Here is a 15,732-nt window from a genome sequence, read left to right on the forward strand (position 1 = left end):
TTACTCGCGCCGTCGCCGTATCACCCGTCGATGACCCGGCCACACATCGTCTTGATTCACTGCCACGACCTCGGGAAGTACGTCGGGTGTTACGGCGCGGCCGTCGACACGCCACGGATCGACGCGCTGGCTGCCGAGGGCGTCCGATTCGACCGTCACTTCGTCACGGCACCCCAGTGTTCGCCCAGTCGCTCGAGTCTCATGACCGGCCGACATCCCCATCAAAACGGCATGCTGGGACTCGCTCACGGGAACTGGGAACTCGGAGACGACGAGCACCTCCTCCCCGAGTGCCTCTCGAACGCCGGCTACCAGACCCACCTTTTCGGATTACAACACGTCACGAAGTTTCCCGACCGACTCGGCTACGACCGGATCCACACCGAGGAACCGTTGACGGCGGACGCACCGCCCTCGGTGCACGAAACGTCCCGGGCTCGAGACGTGGCGGCCGACCTCGCCGACGTCCTCGAGGCAGGCGACCACGACGACCCCTTCTTCGCCTCGGTCGGCTTCTTCGAAGCCCACCGCGTCGAGGAGAACGGCGGCTTCGGCTTCGAAGGCGAGCGATACGGTGCGCCCGACCCCGAGGAGGTGTCCCCGCTCGAGTTCCTCCCCGACGAGCCGGGTATCCGGTCGGACATCGCCGAGGTACAGGGCATGGTCGGCGCGATCGACGACGGCGTCGGCACGATCCTCGACGCCCTCGAGACGGCGGGGGTGCTCGAGGAGACGCTCGTCGTGTTCACGACCGAGCACGGATTAGCCATGCCCCGAGCGAAGGGCTGTTGTTACGATCCGGGTATCGGTGCGACCCTGCTGATGCACTGGCCCGACGGGTTCGCGCCGGGTCGGGTCGTCGACGATCTCGTGAGCAACGTCGACGTCTTCGCGACGCTGCTCGAGGTCGCCGACGCGTCGGTTCCCGAAACGGCGGACGAGGGAGACGGGGCGACGGGGTCGAACGAACGGCCGATCGCCGGCCGGAGCGTCGCGCCGTTACTCTTCGCGGGCGACGAGCGGACGCACGAGGGTTCCGATGGCGAGTACGAACCTCGAGACCGCGTCTTCGCCGGCATGACCTGGCACGATCGGTACAATCCCTCCCGCGCGATCCGGACAGATCGGTGGAAGTACATCCGGAACTTCTGGCACCTCCCCGCGGTCTACATGACGACCGACATCTACTGCAGCGACGCCGGCCGCGAACTCCGCGAGGAGTACTACGGCGAGCAACGAGCCTACGAGGAGCTCTACGACCTCGAGGACGACCCCCTCGAGCAGGACAACCTCGCGACGGGAGAGGGCTCCGACGACCCGGAAACGGTGGCCGCCCGTGACCGACTCGAGGACGAGTTACTCGAGTGGATGGACGCGACGAACGATCCGTTGCTCGAGGGTCCCGTCCTGCCGAACGACTGGGAGACGATCCACCCCCGACTGGCCGACGACCGCGAGGCCACGCGGAACTGAGTCGGCCGACGGGAACGAGTGCGACCCGACGGCACGCGAATCGAGCCCGTTCGACGCGCCTAACACGCTGGCTCCCCTCGATCCGATCGATGCGCAAGCGCGCCTTTCGGATCGCCTACGACGGCACCGGATACTACGGTTTCCAGCGCCAGCCCGACGTACCGACCGTCGAGGGCGCAATTTTCGACGCGCTCGTCACGCTCGAGGTCCTCTCGCCCGACGCCAACAAGCCGGCGGGCTACGCCGCCGCGGGCCGAACGGACGCCGGCGTCTCCGCGCTCGCACAGACGGTCGCGTTCGAGGCACCCGACTGGCTCACCCCGCGCGCCCTAAACGGCGAACTCCCCGCCGACGTTCGGGCCTGGGCGGCGAGCGACGCGCCGTCGGACTTTCACGCGACGCACGACGCCGTCCGTCGGGAGTACACGTACCACCTGTACGCCCCGCGGGACTCGAGTCTACCGTCCGACGAGGGCGAAGACGCGTTCGACGACGACCGGTTTCACGCCGCCTGCGACGCCCTCTCCGGGCACCACGACGTCCACAACCTCACGCCGGACGACCACAACACCGAGCGCGCGCCGACGCTCGAGGCCGCCCGCGACGGCCCTTACTTCGTCGTCACCGTCAGCGCGGGGGGCTTCGCTCGCGAACTCGTCCGGCGACTCGTCTCGCTCGCTCGCTCGATCGCGGTCGGCGAGGCCCCACTCGAGAAGGTCGATCGCGTGTTCGCGCCCGAGGCGTTGCCCGGCCACGAGGGCGTCGCCCCCGCGCCGCCGGAGCCGCTCGTTCTCACCGATGTCGAGTATCCGGACCTCGTGTTCGAGCGCGACGACCGGGCGGCCTCGAGCGCTCGAGAAATCTTCGAGGCGCGACGGATCGACCGACGGACGGCCGGACGCGTGGCGGGCCAACTCGCCGACGGCGTCGGCGGCTTGTAACGAGCATTTTTGTACCGGGCCCGACACCTCGGAGCATGGAACTGTCTCCGGAGGAATACGGTGCGTACTGGCGGGCATCGCTGCACGTCGCAGCGGGAGTGATCATCATCTATCTGGGGTATCAGGTCGTCTCGCCGCTGCTCGAGTACTCGAACGTCGGCGCGGTCGGCATCGGCATTTTCATCTTCGTCTCCCTCGTCGTCGCCGGGTCGTTCATCGCGATGCTCGGCGTCGCTCGAACCGTTCGGACGGCCGTCGACGCCGAGATGCGGGGATGATGGCCGACTCGATCGATACGGTCGGACTCGACTCGAGCAGTGAACACTGATATACTCGTCCAGCGACTAGGCTCGCACATGAGTGAATCCGCCCCGCAGTCGTCAGAAGACGAGGTTCGAGCGGACGTATCGATGTTCCTCCAGCGGAATTTTCCACAGATTCAGGCCCACGGCGGCGATTCCTCGATCACCGAGGTCGATCTCGAGGCGGGTCACGTGGAGATCAATCTGAGCGGTGCCTGTAGTGGCTGTGGCGTCTCTCCGATGACGACGCAGGCGATTCAACGACGGCTGCCCAACGACGTCGAGGAAATCGAGACCGTCTCGGTGAGCACGGGCTTCGACGGCCTGACCGAAGGTACCGGGCGTGAAATCTCGGACGACGTTCCGTTCTAATATTCCTCGAGATCGACAGAGTCGGCGTCGACCTCGAGTCGGTACCGACAGGTGGCGAGGCGAACGTTAGACGGCCGGTAGCGTGAACGAGAAGGCTGCTCCCTCGCCGGGTTCCGACTCGACCCAGATCTCTCCGCCGTGGCGTTCGATGATGCGCCGACAGAGTGCAAGGCCGATACCGGTTCCGTCGTACTCACTCCGACTGTGCAGTCGCGTGAACACCTCGAAGATCCGCTCTGCGTCGTCCGGGTCGATGCCGATTCCCTCGTCTTCGACGGTGACCGTCCACTCATCGTGCGTTCGAGCGGCCGAGACGGATATTTGTGGCTCTCCCTCGCTGTACTCGATCGCGTTGTCGAGGACGTTCTGGAAGACTCGCCGTAACTGACTGGCGTCTCCCTCGACCGTCGGAAGCGACTCCGCGTTCACCGTTGTACCACTTTCTTCGAGTCGAACCTCGAGGTCGGCGATTACCTCCTCGAGGACCGTATCGAGATCGACCGGCGCCAACGGACTGCCCCGCGTTTCGATGCGAGAGTACGCGAGCAGCCCCTGAATCATCTCTCGCATGCGTTCGGCACCGTCGACGGCGAACGCGAGGAAGTCGCGGCCGTCCTCGTCGAGGTCGTCTCCGTACCGATTCTCGATGAGTTGGAGGTAACTCGAGACCATCCGCAGCGGTTCCTGCAGGTCGTGACTGGCCGCGTAGGCGAACTGTTCCAGTCGTCTGGTTTCCGCACGCAACTCGTCGATGTACTCCTGGCGCTCGAAGTGAAAGGTCAACAGGGTCGCTACCGTGTCGATCAACTCTCGCTCCTCGGCGACAAACGACTCGTCGGTTTCGTGTCGGGTGACCACGTCGATTGCAATTCGCGTTCCACTGGCCGTCGCGCTGTGGGCCGTAATCGACCGTTCGAGGGGTTCGTACCCATCGGTCGTCGCCTCGTGCCTGCCGAATGTGACCCGCGCGTCAGTGAGTTCCGGTGCGTGAAAGGACTGAGGAAGCTTCGACACGAACTCGTCGAGCAGTTCGTCGACCGGCTGGTCGCCGGTCTCGAGTAAGTCCGTGGCGAGTTGGACGGCGGCGAGTTCCTTCTCTCGCTCCTTGAGTTTACGTTTCCGGCGCTCGATTAACTTCTTGAGATCCGTAATGTCCGTCGCTGTCGTGACCACCTGCTCGGGCTCTCCTCGGTCGTCGGTGATCGGCGTCGCGTTGACGGAAAGCCAGCGCTGTTGCTCGTCGGGTAGCTCGAGACGAATCTCCCTGTCGTACACCGGCTGTCCCGTCTCGAAGACGCGACTCGCAGGTCGATCGTCGACCGGAACGAGCTGTCCGTCCGCGTCGAACATCTCCCGTTGCCCCGCGGTGTAAGCCGTCATATTCGATCCCGACAATCCGAGCAAGTCGGCCATCCGTTCGTTCGCCCGGTTTGTCGTTCCATCGCGGTTGACGACGGCGATTCCGACCGGACTCGTCTCGAGGATTTGCTCCGTGAGGTCGCGTTCGCGCTGGAGTTGTCGTTCGCGCTCTCGTCGATCGGACATATCCCGCGTAACCTTCGCGAACCCCTGCAATTCGCCGTCGTTTCGAATCGCGGTAATCGTCACGTTCGCCCAGAACTCGGCTCCGTCTGCTCGGACGCGCCAGCCTTCGTTTTCGACCGAACCGCGTTCTCTCGCCCGTTTGAGGTTTCGCTCGGGAATGCCGTTTTTCCGATCCGCTTCCGTATAAAACAGCGAGATGTGCTCGCCGAGGACGTCCTCGGCCTCGTAGCCCTTGATCTGTTCGGCACCACCGTTCCAGCTCACGATGTTGCCCTCCGTGTCGAGCATGAAAATCGCGTACTCTTCGACTGCGTCTACCAGCGATTGAAATCGTTGCTCGCTCTCGAGTTGGGCCCGTTCTGACTCCTTTCGCTGCGTCACGTCGTAGTACAGTTCGATCCGCCCTCCCGCGTATCGGCCCGAATCGATCGGTTTGCTCCGATGCTCGAGCCACCGATCCTCACGGCCATCGCCGCCCGTGATTCGACACTCGAACTCCTCGACGTACGTGTTGTCCTCGTAGGTCGCGAGGACGTTCGTCGCGAACGTTTCGGGGTCGGCAAAGTTGTCCTTGATCGTCTCGTCGATGACCGTCGGCTTGTTCTGACCGACGACCTTGGCCCGGTCGATTCCGAAGTACGTCTCGATCGTCCCGTTGATCCACGCGATATCGAACGATTCGTCGAGGACGAACACGCCGATGTCGGCCTCGTCCATGACCGACGGAATCGGTTCACTCGCGCTCACCGCCGGTCGCTGGTGGCCGCCAGAATCGTCATCACCTTCGAGGTCACGAACGACGCCAACACTCCCGGCAAACTCTCCACCGATGCGAAGCCCTTCGACCGTCGCCTCACCCGATACCCGTTTCCCACCGGTCGTTTCGATTACGAACTCGAGTGACTCGTCCGTCTCGTCCGTCTCGTCCGTCTCGCCCGTCTCGCTCGTCTCGTCCTCGCCCTCGAGCGACGAGCGAATTCCGTCCTCGAGTCGCGAGCGCGTTGGCCCATCGACGACGAGTGAGACGTGTTCACCGAGCAGCGTGTCGCGGTCGTATCCGCTCGCCTCGACGAACGCGTCGTTGACCGCAAGAAAGTGGCCGTCCGAATCCAGTTGATAGACGCTCTCCGATACGTTTTCGGCGAGCGTTCGGAAGGATCGTGCATGGAGTAGTTCACTGTCGATATCGGCGTCCGACCGTGTCCCATCCCCCAGATCACTCATTATCGTCGAAAGTCGTCACCAGCAGTTAAACCCTTGTTCGAATTACGACGGGTGGGATAACCTGTGTTCTGTACCGATTCGTGGACGGTTGCGTGTCAAATGAACCGTTACGTGTCAGATGAATCGTCCCACGATCGAGGCCAGATGTCAGCGGCGCGCATTCCCGGTTCGTAGGACTGCGATTGCAACTGTTCGCGGAGGTCGCGCTCGTCACGACGCGGGAGCTGACGGCGCGTCGCGTCCCGAACCAACAACGCCGTCAGCATGGCGTGCTCTCGGAGATTCCGCGGATCGACCTTGTCGCGCGTGTCCGCCGCCGTGTGCCCCCACCCGCGCCCCCGCTCGGCCCCTTCGGGCGGCTCGCTGTGTAACTGGAGCGCCGGGACGCCCTCGCGAAGGAACGGCCAGTGATCGCTGAACGGATGTGGATCCGGCTCGTGAGAAACCGGCTGTCCGGCCGCGTCCGTGACTTCCTCGGCCATCGCTTCGATCGCCGTGGAGCCGTGTGAGTACGCCCGAAGCGTCCGAAAGCGACCCGCACCGTCGACGTTGATCACTGCCCGAATCGACTCGAGGTCGAGTTCCTCGGCCAGCGCCTCGGCACCCAGCAAGCCGATCTCCTCGCAGCCGACGCCGGCGACGCGAACCCGACACTCGAGGTCGGCTTCGAGTTCGGCGAGGATCGCACTCGCCCCCGCAACGGTCGCGATGCCACAGCCATTGTCGAGCGCCCCTTCCGACGTGTCGTGGGCGTCGTAGTGGGCGACGACGAGCACCTCCTCGTCCGTGTCCGGCCCGAGCGTGCCGTGGACGTTCTGACTCGAGCCCGGTTCGGTCGACGCGTCGACGCGGATCCGGGCTCGAGCGCCGCGGTCGGCGTACTCGCGGAGCCAGTCGTGGGTTTCAGCGCTGACGCCGACTCCCGGCATCGCGGCTTCGGCGTCGAACTTCAACGCCCCCGTCGGCGGCAACTGGCCGGGAATGTGGTTCGCGAAGACGAACGCGTCGGCACCGGCAGCGACCGCGTGACCGAACTTCTCCATCCGGTGAACGAATCGCTGCCCGGACGGCGTCGTCGTGCTCGCGACCGCAATTTTCCCCTGCAGGTCGATCTCCTCGAGTTCCGCCGGGGTTCCGTAACCGACGTCGACCAGTTCCCCTCGGACGTCCCCCGCCGGCGCGTAGGGCAGCGCGATCGCCTCGAACGAGCGTCCCGACTCGGACTCGCCGTCTCCTCCTACGGTATCCAGAACGGCGAGTTCCGTCGTCCCCCGTTCCCAGTGTTGCATCGGGAACTCCGCTTGCTGTACGTCCGCGAGGCCGGCGACGGAAAACGCCTCGCCGACGAGGTCGGCGGCTCGTCGCTCCCCGGGCGAGCCCCCCATTCGGTGGGGAAGTTCGGTGAGCTTCGTCAGCAACTCCCAGCCCCGGTCGTCACTCCACGCACGGCCGAGCGCGAGAGCGAGGTGATCGGCGTCGTCACCCAAACGTTCGTCGTCCATACGCCCCCTTCGCGCTCGAGTGAGTTATGCGTCGGGCTGCGCCTCTGCCGACATGTTTTACCACCTTCGCTCCAATAGCCGAACTATGAGTTCCGTTCCCGAACGATCTGCGGTCGACGAGGCCGATACCTGGGACCTCGAGAGTATTTACGCCTCCGACGAGGAGTGGGAGGCTGCGTACGAATCGGTCGCCGAGCGAGTCGACGACCTCGCCGCCTACGAGGGCCAGACGACCGACGACGCGAGCACCCTTCTCGAGGTCTTCGAACTCCGTGACGAGGTCATGCGCGAGGTGGCGATGGTCGCCTCCTACGCTCGCATGCGTCGCGACGAAGATACGACGAATCAACAGTACCAGGCCCTGACTGCACGCGCACAATCGCTCGCAGCCGACGCCCAGTCCGCGGCGTCGTTCATCGAACCGGAACTCCAGGAGTTGACTCGCGAGGAGTTCGAGTCGATGGCCGGTTCCGAACCCGCTCTCGAGACATACGACCACTACGTCGACGACATCCTGCGGATGAAACCGCACACGCGCTCGGCGGAGGTCGAGGCCCTGCTGGCCGACCTGAGCGAGGTCACGGGAGCGACGGGCGAAGTGTACACCATGCTCTCGAACGCGGACATGTCGTTCCCGACGGTCGAAGATCCCTCGGGCGAACCGATCGAGATTACCCAGAGCAACCTCACGAACCTGCTCAAACGACCGGAGCGGGAGTTCCGTCGGACGGTCTACGAGGCCTACTTCGACGAGTGGAGCGACGTTCGCAACACGGTCGCTTCGTCCTACAAGAACAGCGTCAAAGCCGACGTCAAGCTGGCGCAGGCTCGAAACTACGACAGCGCCCGCGAAGCAGCCCTCGACGGCCCGAACGTCCCCGTCGACGTCTACGACACGCTCGTCGACAGCGTCAACGACAACCTCGACAAACTCCACCGCCACGCCGAACTCAAGCGCCACGCACTCGAGGTGGACGACCTTCAGATGTGGGACGTCTACATGCCCGTCACCGGCGGCGAGAGCCCCGACCTCGAGTACGAACAGGCGAGTGAGTACGTCGTCGAGGCGCTCGCACCACTCGGCGAGGCGTACCAATCTCGCGTCGCCGAGGGCCTCGAGTCGCGCTGGGTCGACGTCTACGAGAACGAGGGCAAACAATCCGGCGCGTACTCCGGTGGCACCTACGACACCCAGCCGTTCATCCTGATGAACTATCAGAACGATATCTCCTCGATGTACACGCTGGCACACGAACTCGGCCACTCGATGCACTCTCAGTTGACGAAAGACGAACAGCCCTTCATCTACTCGAACTACGAAATCTTCGTCGCCGAGGTCGCCAGCACGGTCAACGAGGCCCTGCTGACGAACCACCTCCTCGAGACCGTCGACGACCCCCAGTTCCGCACGCACGTTCTCAACGAGTTCGCAGAACGCGTCCGCTCGACGCTCTACCGACAGACGCTCTTCGCCGAGTTCGAACACGAAGCACACCGACTCGAAGAGACTGGAGAGCCACTCACGGCAGACCGACTCGACGAGGTCTATCGCGGACTCAAAGAAGCGTACTACGAACCCGCCGTCATCGACGACCGCATCGCTCGCGAGTGGATGCGTATCCCCCACTTCTACCGCGCGTTCTACGTCTACCAGTACGCGACCGGCATCTCCGCCGCACTCGCCATCGTCGACGACGTGCTCCCCGACGGCCCCGGCAGCGACCCGAACCGCGACGCCGCCGAGGACTACCTCGAGTTCCTCCGACAGGGCTCTCGAGAGTACCCCCTCGAATTACTCCGGATCGCCGGCGTCGACATGAGCACGTCCGATCCGATCGATCGGGCGCTCGAGACGTACGGGAAGCGACTCGAGGAACTCGAGCAGTTAGTGGCGTAGCTGTACGTTGCGTCGGTCGGTCAGCGAACGAGCACACGCTCGAAAACTCACTCGTTCGACAGGTTTTACCAACGACGATAGCCGGCGGTTCCGCTAACCGGTGTCAAAACTGGAACGGAAAATATCTACGACATGACATTCTCGTCTGAAAGGTGCGGTGTGCCTTTCCTAGAGGAGGAATTGCGGATCCGTGGGAACGACAGTCGAGTGTCAAATCGACCGGTCACGGCACCAGACCGCGGCGGATACGAACGTGGCGGCTTCTCCAACCCGTTCTCGATGGTCGTCGAAAACGGTACAGTCGGTGACACGAAAAACTTTCGTAGCGTCCTTTGGAAATGTTTTCGACCACTCCTCGAGGAGCTACGAATGGACAAAAGCATAGGTTCGTAATACACGAATGGGTGGATAGTATCCGTACTAATCAACGTTTTAATACCTCTGCTCGATCCTTCCCCTATGGTCGGAACGGCTATCACAAAGCGACAATTCTTTCGAGAATTGCTGGATGATATAGGGGGGAGCTGCGGCATATTAATTAACAATCAACATAATTGTGTTACGGAGGTGACGGCAAATGCCACCTGTTGATCTGGTTTACTGGAGCGTTGCCGCCATCCCGCTCGCACTCCTCATGGTTACGTTGGTCGTCCTCCGGTGGAAGGCACACGAAGCGGCCTCGGTGGGGATGTTCGCTGCGATACTCATTGCGTTTAGCGTCTACGAGATGGATCTCTCCGGACTTGCGGTTGCCAGTGCAGCCGGCGTCTGGGAGGCAGTTCCCATTCTGTACATCATCATCCCGGCGCTGATATTTTACCACGTTATCGACCGAGCACGCGGCTTCGACGCGCTCCGCGAACAGGTCAAATCGTTCACCGAGAACGAATTGTTCCTCGTCCTCGTGGCGGGCTGGGTGTTCGTCTCGTTCATGCAGTCTATCACCGGCTTCGGGACGCCGATCGTAGTCGCCGCACCGATCCTGCTCGCACTCGGCGTCAAACCGGTGTACGCGGTTGCAATTCCCTTGATCGGACACGCGTGGGCGAACACGTTCGGAACACTCGGTGTCGCCTGGGTGACCTTAGAAGGCGTCGTCGAGATGCAGGACGTTCTGCTCACGGCCGTCAGCGCCGGAGTCTTGCTCTGGGTCGTGAACATCATCGCCGGTGTGACCATCGCCTACATTTACGGGAGAGGCGAGGCGGTCAGGTACGCACTCCCGATGGTCGTCGTGATCTCCCTGGTCCACGGGGGCGGACAGCTCCTCGGGATCTACTTCTGGGAACCCGCGTTCGCGAACTTCTTCGCGGCGACGCTCGCGTTGCTCGCACTCGCCCCGCTCTCGAGATTCTCGCGCTACGCCACGCCGGTCGATGGCATCGAGACGCGTCCTGCGATGATCGAGGACTTCTCTAACTTGCGTTCTGAGACCCCGACACCAGCGGTCACCGATGGTGGGGAACAGCTAGCGACGTCAGCTCCTGAAACTGGCTCGCACTCCGATGACGGTCTCATGAGCCTGAAGTTCGCCGCTATTCCCTTCGCCGTCCTCGCGGCTCTCGCTTTCATCACGGGTGCCGTTGAACCCCTCGGTGAGGCGTTGGGTGCTGTCGAACTCGTTGCCCCCCTTCCGGGTGTCGAAACCGGATTCGGGGTCGAAGTAGCGGCGTTGAGCGCAGCCGACGACGGGCTCGCGGTGTTGAACTATCCCGGCGCGTTCTTGTTGGTGAGTTCGCTTGTCGCGTACATCGCCTACCGGTACACGGGTCACTACGCGGAAGCCAGCAGACGAAGCGATCACTCGGTCGAAGGATTCACGACGGTCGTCCTCCGAACCGCGATTCCCGCATCCGTTGCGGTCGTCGGCTTCCTGGTTATGGCTCTCGTCATGGACTACAGCGGACAGGTAACCGTGCTCGCACAGGGGCTGGCCCTGGTCGCAACGTCCGATACCTACGGATTCCTCTCTCCGCTCATCGGGGCTCTGGGCTCGTTCATGACCTCGAGTAACACGGCGTCGAACATCCTCTTCGGCGGCCTCCAGTACGAGACTGCGAACTCCCTCGGAACGAACGAGTCCTGGATCCTCGCCGGGCAAACCGCTGGTGGTGCTATCGGGAACGCGATATCACCAGCGAACGTCATCCTGGGGACGACAGCCGTCGGGATCGTCGGCCGAGAGGGCGACGTCCTTCGAAAAGTGATTCCCTGGGTTGGTGCTGTTTGCGCTTTCATCGGCATCCTGATCGTTTTGGCCACCGCTATCGGACTCATGGGGGCGATCTAAATGGACGAAGTGAAAGCCTACACCGCTGCATTTCTCCTGATCGCACTCTCACTGCCACTCGTGAGTTACGGGTCGACGAACGGTGTCGAAGCCCTGTCCACGCTCGGATTCGTCGCGATTATCGCTGCCGGCTGTATCCCGCTCGTGGTGCGCTACGCCGAACGGCTGGGGGCTTCCTCCTGACGGAGCAGAGTCCCCCATGACGAGCAAACGACGGAGTCACGAACGCCATACCACGCAGTGCGTCTCACTTCGAGTAGAGACGAACTCGAGTGACGACTCGTCTCAGGGAACCGAACAGCACGTCACAGCGATCAATTACACAGTTCACCGCTATGTACGACCACTACCGAAGCGGACGACCACCGACGAGAGCGACCCGATCGATGATCACAACCCCCCACACCCTCGCGAGCACCACCGGTCTCGACGTGCTCCGCGACGGGGGTTCGGCTGTCGACGCGGCGATCGCAGCCAATGCGACGCTGTGCGTCGCGTACCCCCACATGGCCGGACTCGGCGGCGATGGCTTCTGGCTCCTCGCCGACGACGAAGTGAGCGCGATCAACGCCAGCGGTCCGGCCGCCGAGGCCGCGACCCGAGCGTACTATCGGGATCGGGAGCACGATTCGATTCCGGAGCGCGGGAGCGAGTCCGTCCTCACCGTCCCGGGTGCGGTCGACGGCTGGCGACTCGCCCACGAAAGACACGGCTCGCTCTCGTGGCATCGACTGTTTGAGGACGCCATCGCGCACGCTCGAGACGGCGTCCCGGTCACCGCTGATCTCGCACGATGGATTGCCATCGATCGGGACGTGCTCAGAGAGGACCGCCTCGCTGCGGCAACGTTCCTTCGGAACGGTCACGCCCCGGACGCCGGGACGATTCTTCGCCAACCGGCCCTGGCGAACTCGCTCGAACGGATCGCCCAACACGGCCCTCGAGACGGGTTTTACGACGGTCCACTCGCGGTGGAGTTCTGCGCGGGAATCGGGGACGGCTCGCCGCTCGCGCCGACCGACTTTCGCGAGTACAGCGCCGAGTGGGTGACCCCGCTCAGCGTGGAGTACCGCGGCTACACCGCTCACGCTCTCCCGCCGAATACGCAGGGGCTCGCCGCCCTCCAACTCCTCGGCCTGCTCGAGGGGTTCGACGTCGAGGAGTGGGGCGACGGCACCGTCGACTACTACCACCACCTCGCGGAGGCGGTCAAGGTGGCGTTCGCCGACCGGGACGCGTGGGTGACCGATCCCGACAGTATCGACCTTCCCGCGGAGACGTTGTTGTCGTCAGCGTATCTCGACGACAGGCGGGAACTGATCGACCGCGACACCACGTTGCCAGCCGACCTCGAGCCCGGAATCGCCCCCGACGGCTCGAATCCGGCCGCCCAGAACGCCGGCGGCGACACGTGTTATCTGTCGGTCGTCGATTCGGACGGAATGGCAGTGTCGCTCATCCAGTCGATCTACTACGACTTCGGAAGCGCAACGATCGCCGGCAACACTGGACTCATCCCACAAAATCGCGGCTCCTTCTTCTCGCTCGAGGACGACCACGTCAACCGTCTCGAGCCCGGAAAGCGGACGTTCCACACGCTCACCCCGGCGATGCTGACCGACGGTGGCGACCCCCGACTCGTCTACGGGACGATGGGTGGCGAGGGCCAGCCCCAGACGCAGGCGGCGCTCGTCACGCGACTCGTCGACTTCGGCTACGACGTCCAACAGGCGATCGAAGCGCCGCGGTGGCTGTTCGGCCGAACGTGGGGCGACGCGTCTCGCTCGCTGTCGCTCGAGGGTCGAATCCCCGATAACGTCGCTGTGGGACTCGAGAAACGCGGTCAACCCGTGGCGATGGCACGAAAGTACGACGATACGATGGGACACGCTGCGGCGATTTGGCTCCACGAAGACGGGTCGCTCGAAGGAGGCGCAGACCCACGCGGAGATGGCGCAGCGATCGGATACTGACGACCAGTTATCAATGATCAATACGCGCACGATCACCACGACGATGTCGTTCACTGGGCGGACGAGACAGGCGAGACGGGCGAAGCGACCGATCGAAAGTGCGGTGAGTCACTCGTGACGGTGGCACAACCGAGCGACCTCAGCGTGCGCGCCAGAGAGATTCTCGGACGCTCACGCTGGTGGCAAATCGTTGCTGCAGCCGTGATGATGGCACTCGTCAGTCCCTACCAGTACGTCTGGGCGTCGCTCGAGGGCCCGCTCGCGAGTGACTTGAACGTCTCGCTGTCGGCGCTTGGCTTCGTCTTTACCGTCTACGTCGTTGTCATGTCGCTGGTACAGTTCCCGGCGGGGTGGTGGCGAGACCGCTACGGCCCTCGCGCGGTGATTCTCGTCGCCGGAATTCTCGCTGGCACTGGCTACTACGCCCTTTCGTTCGTGAGCGAGGTTTGGCACGTCTACGTCGCATACTTCGTCGGTGCCGTTGGCGTCGGAATCGTGTACACGGTGGCCGTAAATACGGCGGTCAAGTGGTTCCCCGACAGGCGTGGATTGACGACGGGTATCGGAACGATGGCGTTCGCGGCAGGGAGTGCAGCGTTCGTTCCCTACGTCAGGGTTGCTGTCGCAGGCGACACGCTCCCGAACGCGCTCTCGAATATGGGTATCTTGATTGGCGTCGGAATCGTCGTCGGGGCGCTCGTGCTCGAAGACCCTCCAGCCGGGTTTCGGGACGACGGGCGGAACACCCACCCTGACGCGGCGTCGTCCACCGACGCTCCCCACTCTGACAGCGACGAAGACGGTGCGAAGACCGCATCCGACGGCAGTCTCCGTTCGTACACCTGGCGAGAGATGGTCCGAACGAGAGCGTTCGCGCTCATGTACTTCATGTTTTTCGCCGTTAGCGCTGCCGGGTTGATGATCACCGCTCGAGTCGTCCTCTACGCGGAACAGGCCGGACTGACTGCGACGGTAGTGACTGTGGCAGCGACGCTGCTTCCCGTTGCGTCCGCTGGCGGTCGGCTCCTCGTCGGCGCAGTCTCCGATCACTACGTTCGCGAGTCCGTCACCGCCGTCTCGTTTACCGTCTGTGGTCTCGCGACGCTCGCGATCGTCTTGTTCGCGGGATTCGAATCGGGAATCGGCTACATCGGTATGGTCGCGATCGCCGTCTTCTTCTGGAGTGCACAGTTCTCGCTGTTCCCGAGTCTCGTCGGCGATTATTACGGTGGCGCGCACTCGTCGACCAATTACTCGATTATCTACTCCGGGAAAATGTGGGGTGGTGTGTTCGGCGGCGGTGTCGTCGGCTGGCTGGTTGGTGTCGTCGGCTGGGATCTCACGTTTACCCTCGGTGGTCTCCTGGCGCTTACAGCAGGGATCGCCGGCTTTTTCCTCAAACCGCCACAGTAACCGACTCTCGGCCATAATACCAAAATGGCGTATTAGCCCCACTCAACACCGATGAGTCGTACCTGACGACTCCCAAATGTGCCTAGACGTTCGTGGAACCCGCTGCTTCAAACGTATCGAACCCGACTGTTCGGTCCCCGACGCGTTGCCGTTCCCTCCTCGATCCATCGTCGTCTGAATCCCAGTTCACACCCTCTCATCATCCGCCATTACGAAAATAACTAATATAATTTAGAATAGAATTAACTTCCTGGTGGCTGATTGTGTTAACGCCATGTTGGATACCCAACCTGATGGCGACGATGACCACTCGATAAACAGGCGGCGACTCCTTCGTGCAACAGCGACCAGTGTCACGGCGCTCGCTGGACTCGGCGTCGCTTCGTCGTCCACGTCGGCCAGTACGATCCCGTGCGCCTGTACCGAAGAACAAGAAAACCAGTGTGGGCCCAACGAAGAGTGCGTTTGTGAGGAAATTCCCGGCGGCGCTCACACGGGTCCAATTCGGCGAACGGAGTGTGTCAGCACTGAATCGGACGCCAGCATTGAGTGCGAACCTGACGATCCCGAAGACATGACCGTCGGAGAACTCGAGAGTTCGCCGACGTACACCTGTAGCTGACGTAGCCTGCCACGAACTCGAGGGCTAACCCACCCTAACGGTGTCACCTCTCGAGTCACTCCACCACCTCCCGTCGCCGTTTTCGGACGAACAATCGTTGCGCCCGTTCATTCATGGTGACACTATCTATCGTCAGAAACCACCCGCGACCCAAAGGCACATTTATCGTCGGGAACTT

General features: G+C 62.9%; 12 protein-coding genes. 10 read left to right on the plus strand and 2 right to left on the minus strand.

Features of this window, described 5'->3' with window-relative positions:
- The first annotated feature begins 30 nt into the window (after positions 1-30).
- The 4 genes from BB347_RS16295 to BB347_RS16310 all read left to right on the plus strand — a co-directional run bounded on the left by BB347_RS16295 (position 31) and on the right by BB347_RS16310 (position 3,088).
- On the plus strand, positions 31-1,473 hold the full coding sequence (locus BB347_RS16295; RefSeq protein ID WP_076579796.1) for a sulfatase family protein: 1,443 nt from the start codon (positions 31-33) through the stop codon (positions 1,471-1,473).
- Between the two features lie 89 nt (positions 1,474-1,562).
- Complete coding sequence (gene truA / locus BB347_RS16300; RefSeq protein ID WP_076579794.1) at positions 1,563-2,414, plus strand: tRNA pseudouridine(38-40) synthase TruA; 852 nt, start codon at positions 1,563-1,565, stop codon at positions 2,412-2,414.
- A gap of 35 nt (positions 2,415-2,449) precedes the next feature.
- Positions 2,450-2,692 (plus strand): hypothetical protein, encoded by a 243-nt coding sequence (locus BB347_RS16305; RefSeq protein WP_076579792.1) that lies wholly within the window; start codon positions 2,450-2,452, stop codon positions 2,690-2,692.
- A 78-nt stretch (positions 2,693-2,770) separates the two neighbouring features.
- Positions 2,771-3,088 (plus strand): NifU family protein, encoded by a 318-nt coding sequence (locus BB347_RS16310; RefSeq protein WP_076579790.1) that lies wholly within the window; start codon positions 2,771-2,773, stop codon positions 3,086-3,088.
- A gap of 66 nt (positions 3,089-3,154) precedes the next feature.
- Here BB347_RS16310 and BB347_RS16315 read toward each other — a convergent pair whose 3' ends face one another.
- On the minus strand, positions 3,155-5,857 hold the full coding sequence (locus BB347_RS16315; RefSeq protein ID WP_076579788.1) for a PAS domain S-box protein: 2,703 nt from the start codon (positions 5,855-5,857) through the stop codon (positions 3,155-3,157).
- 107 nt (positions 5,858-5,964) lie between these two features.
- Positions 5,965-7,359, minus strand: coding sequence for a M28 family metallopeptidase (locus BB347_RS16320; protein WP_076579786.1), 1,395 nt, complete (start codon positions 7,357-7,359; stop codon positions 5,965-5,967).
- An 85-nt stretch (positions 7,360-7,444) separates the two neighbouring features.
- On the opposite strand from BB347_RS16320, the gene pepF reads away from it, so the two are divergent.
- The 6 genes from pepF (at position 7,445) to BB347_RS16355 (ending at position 15,554) form a co-directional block, all read left to right on the plus strand.
- On the plus strand, positions 7,445-9,256 hold the full coding sequence (gene pepF / locus BB347_RS16325; protein WP_076579784.1) for an oligoendopeptidase F: 1,812 nt from the start codon (positions 7,445-7,447) through the stop codon (positions 9,254-9,256).
- A gap of 577 nt (positions 9,257-9,833) precedes the next feature.
- Entirely contained in the window at positions 9,834-11,546 is a 1,713-nt protein-coding gene (locus tag BB347_RS16335; RefSeq protein ID WP_076579776.1) for an L-lactate permease, read from the plus strand.
- On the plus strand, positions 11,547-11,729 hold the full coding sequence (locus BB347_RS16340) for a hypothetical protein (RefSeq protein ID WP_076579773.1): 183 nt from the start codon (positions 11,547-11,549) through the stop codon (positions 11,727-11,729).
- A gap of 203 nt (positions 11,730-11,932) precedes the next feature.
- Positions 11,933-13,519, plus strand: coding sequence for a gamma-glutamyltransferase (gene ggt / locus BB347_RS16345; protein ID WP_083687719.1), 1,587 nt, complete (start codon positions 11,933-11,935; stop codon positions 13,517-13,519).
- Between the two features lie 120 nt (positions 13,520-13,639).
- Entirely contained in the window at positions 13,640-14,932 is a 1,293-nt protein-coding gene (locus tag BB347_RS16350; protein ID WP_076580226.1) for an OFA family MFS transporter, read from the plus strand.
- Between the two features lie 274 nt (positions 14,933-15,206).
- Positions 15,207-15,554 (plus strand): hypothetical protein, encoded by a 348-nt coding sequence (locus BB347_RS16355; RefSeq protein ID WP_076579769.1) that lies wholly within the window; start codon positions 15,207-15,209, stop codon positions 15,552-15,554.
- The last annotated feature ends 178 nt before the right edge of the window (positions 15,555-15,732 follow it).

This window comes from Natronorubrum daqingense (assembly GCF_001971705.1).
Classification (GTDB): Archaea; Halobacteriota; Halobacteria; order Halobacteriales; family Natrialbaceae; genus Natronorubrum; species Natronorubrum daqingense.

What these genes read in the sequence shown, in the direction of transcription:
- BB347_RS16295 (WP_076579796.1), top strand. Translation starts at nt 31, where the DNA reads ATGACCCGGCCACACATCGTCTTGATTCACTGCCACGACCTCGGGAAG.
- truA (WP_076579794.1), top strand. Translation starts at nt 1,563, where the DNA reads ATGCGCAAGCGCGCCTTTCGGATCGCCTACGACGGCACCGGATACTAC.
- BB347_RS16305 (WP_076579792.1), top strand. Translation starts at nt 2,450, where the DNA reads ATGGAACTGTCTCCGGAGGAATACGGTGCGTACTGGCGGGCATCGCTG.
- BB347_RS16310 (WP_076579790.1), top strand. Translation starts at nt 2,771, where the DNA reads ATGAGTGAATCCGCCCCGCAGTCGTCAGAAGACGAGGTTCGAGCGGAC.
- BB347_RS16315 (WP_076579788.1), bottom strand. Translation starts at nt 5,857, where the DNA reads ATGAGTGATCTGGGGGATGGGACACGGTCGGACGCCGATATCGACAGT.
- BB347_RS16320 (WP_076579786.1), bottom strand. Translation starts at nt 7,359, where the DNA reads ATGGACGACGAACGTTTGGGTGACGACGCCGATCACCTCGCTCTCGCG.
- pepF (WP_076579784.1), top strand. Translation starts at nt 7,445, where the DNA reads ATGAGTTCCGTTCCCGAACGATCTGCGGTCGACGAGGCCGATACCTGG.
- BB347_RS16335 (WP_076579776.1), top strand. Translation starts at nt 9,834, where the DNA reads ATGCCACCTGTTGATCTGGTTTACTGGAGCGTTGCCGCCATCCCGCTC.
- BB347_RS16340 (WP_076579773.1), top strand. Translation starts at nt 11,547, where the DNA reads ATGGACGAAGTGAAAGCCTACACCGCTGCATTTCTCCTGATCGCACTC.
- ggt (WP_083687719.1), top strand. Translation starts at nt 11,933, where the DNA reads ATGATCACAACCCCCCACACCCTCGCGAGCACCACCGGTCTCGACGTG.
- BB347_RS16355 (WP_076579769.1), top strand. Translation starts at nt 15,207, where the DNA reads ATGTTGGATACCCAACCTGATGGCGACGATGACCACTCGATAAACAGG.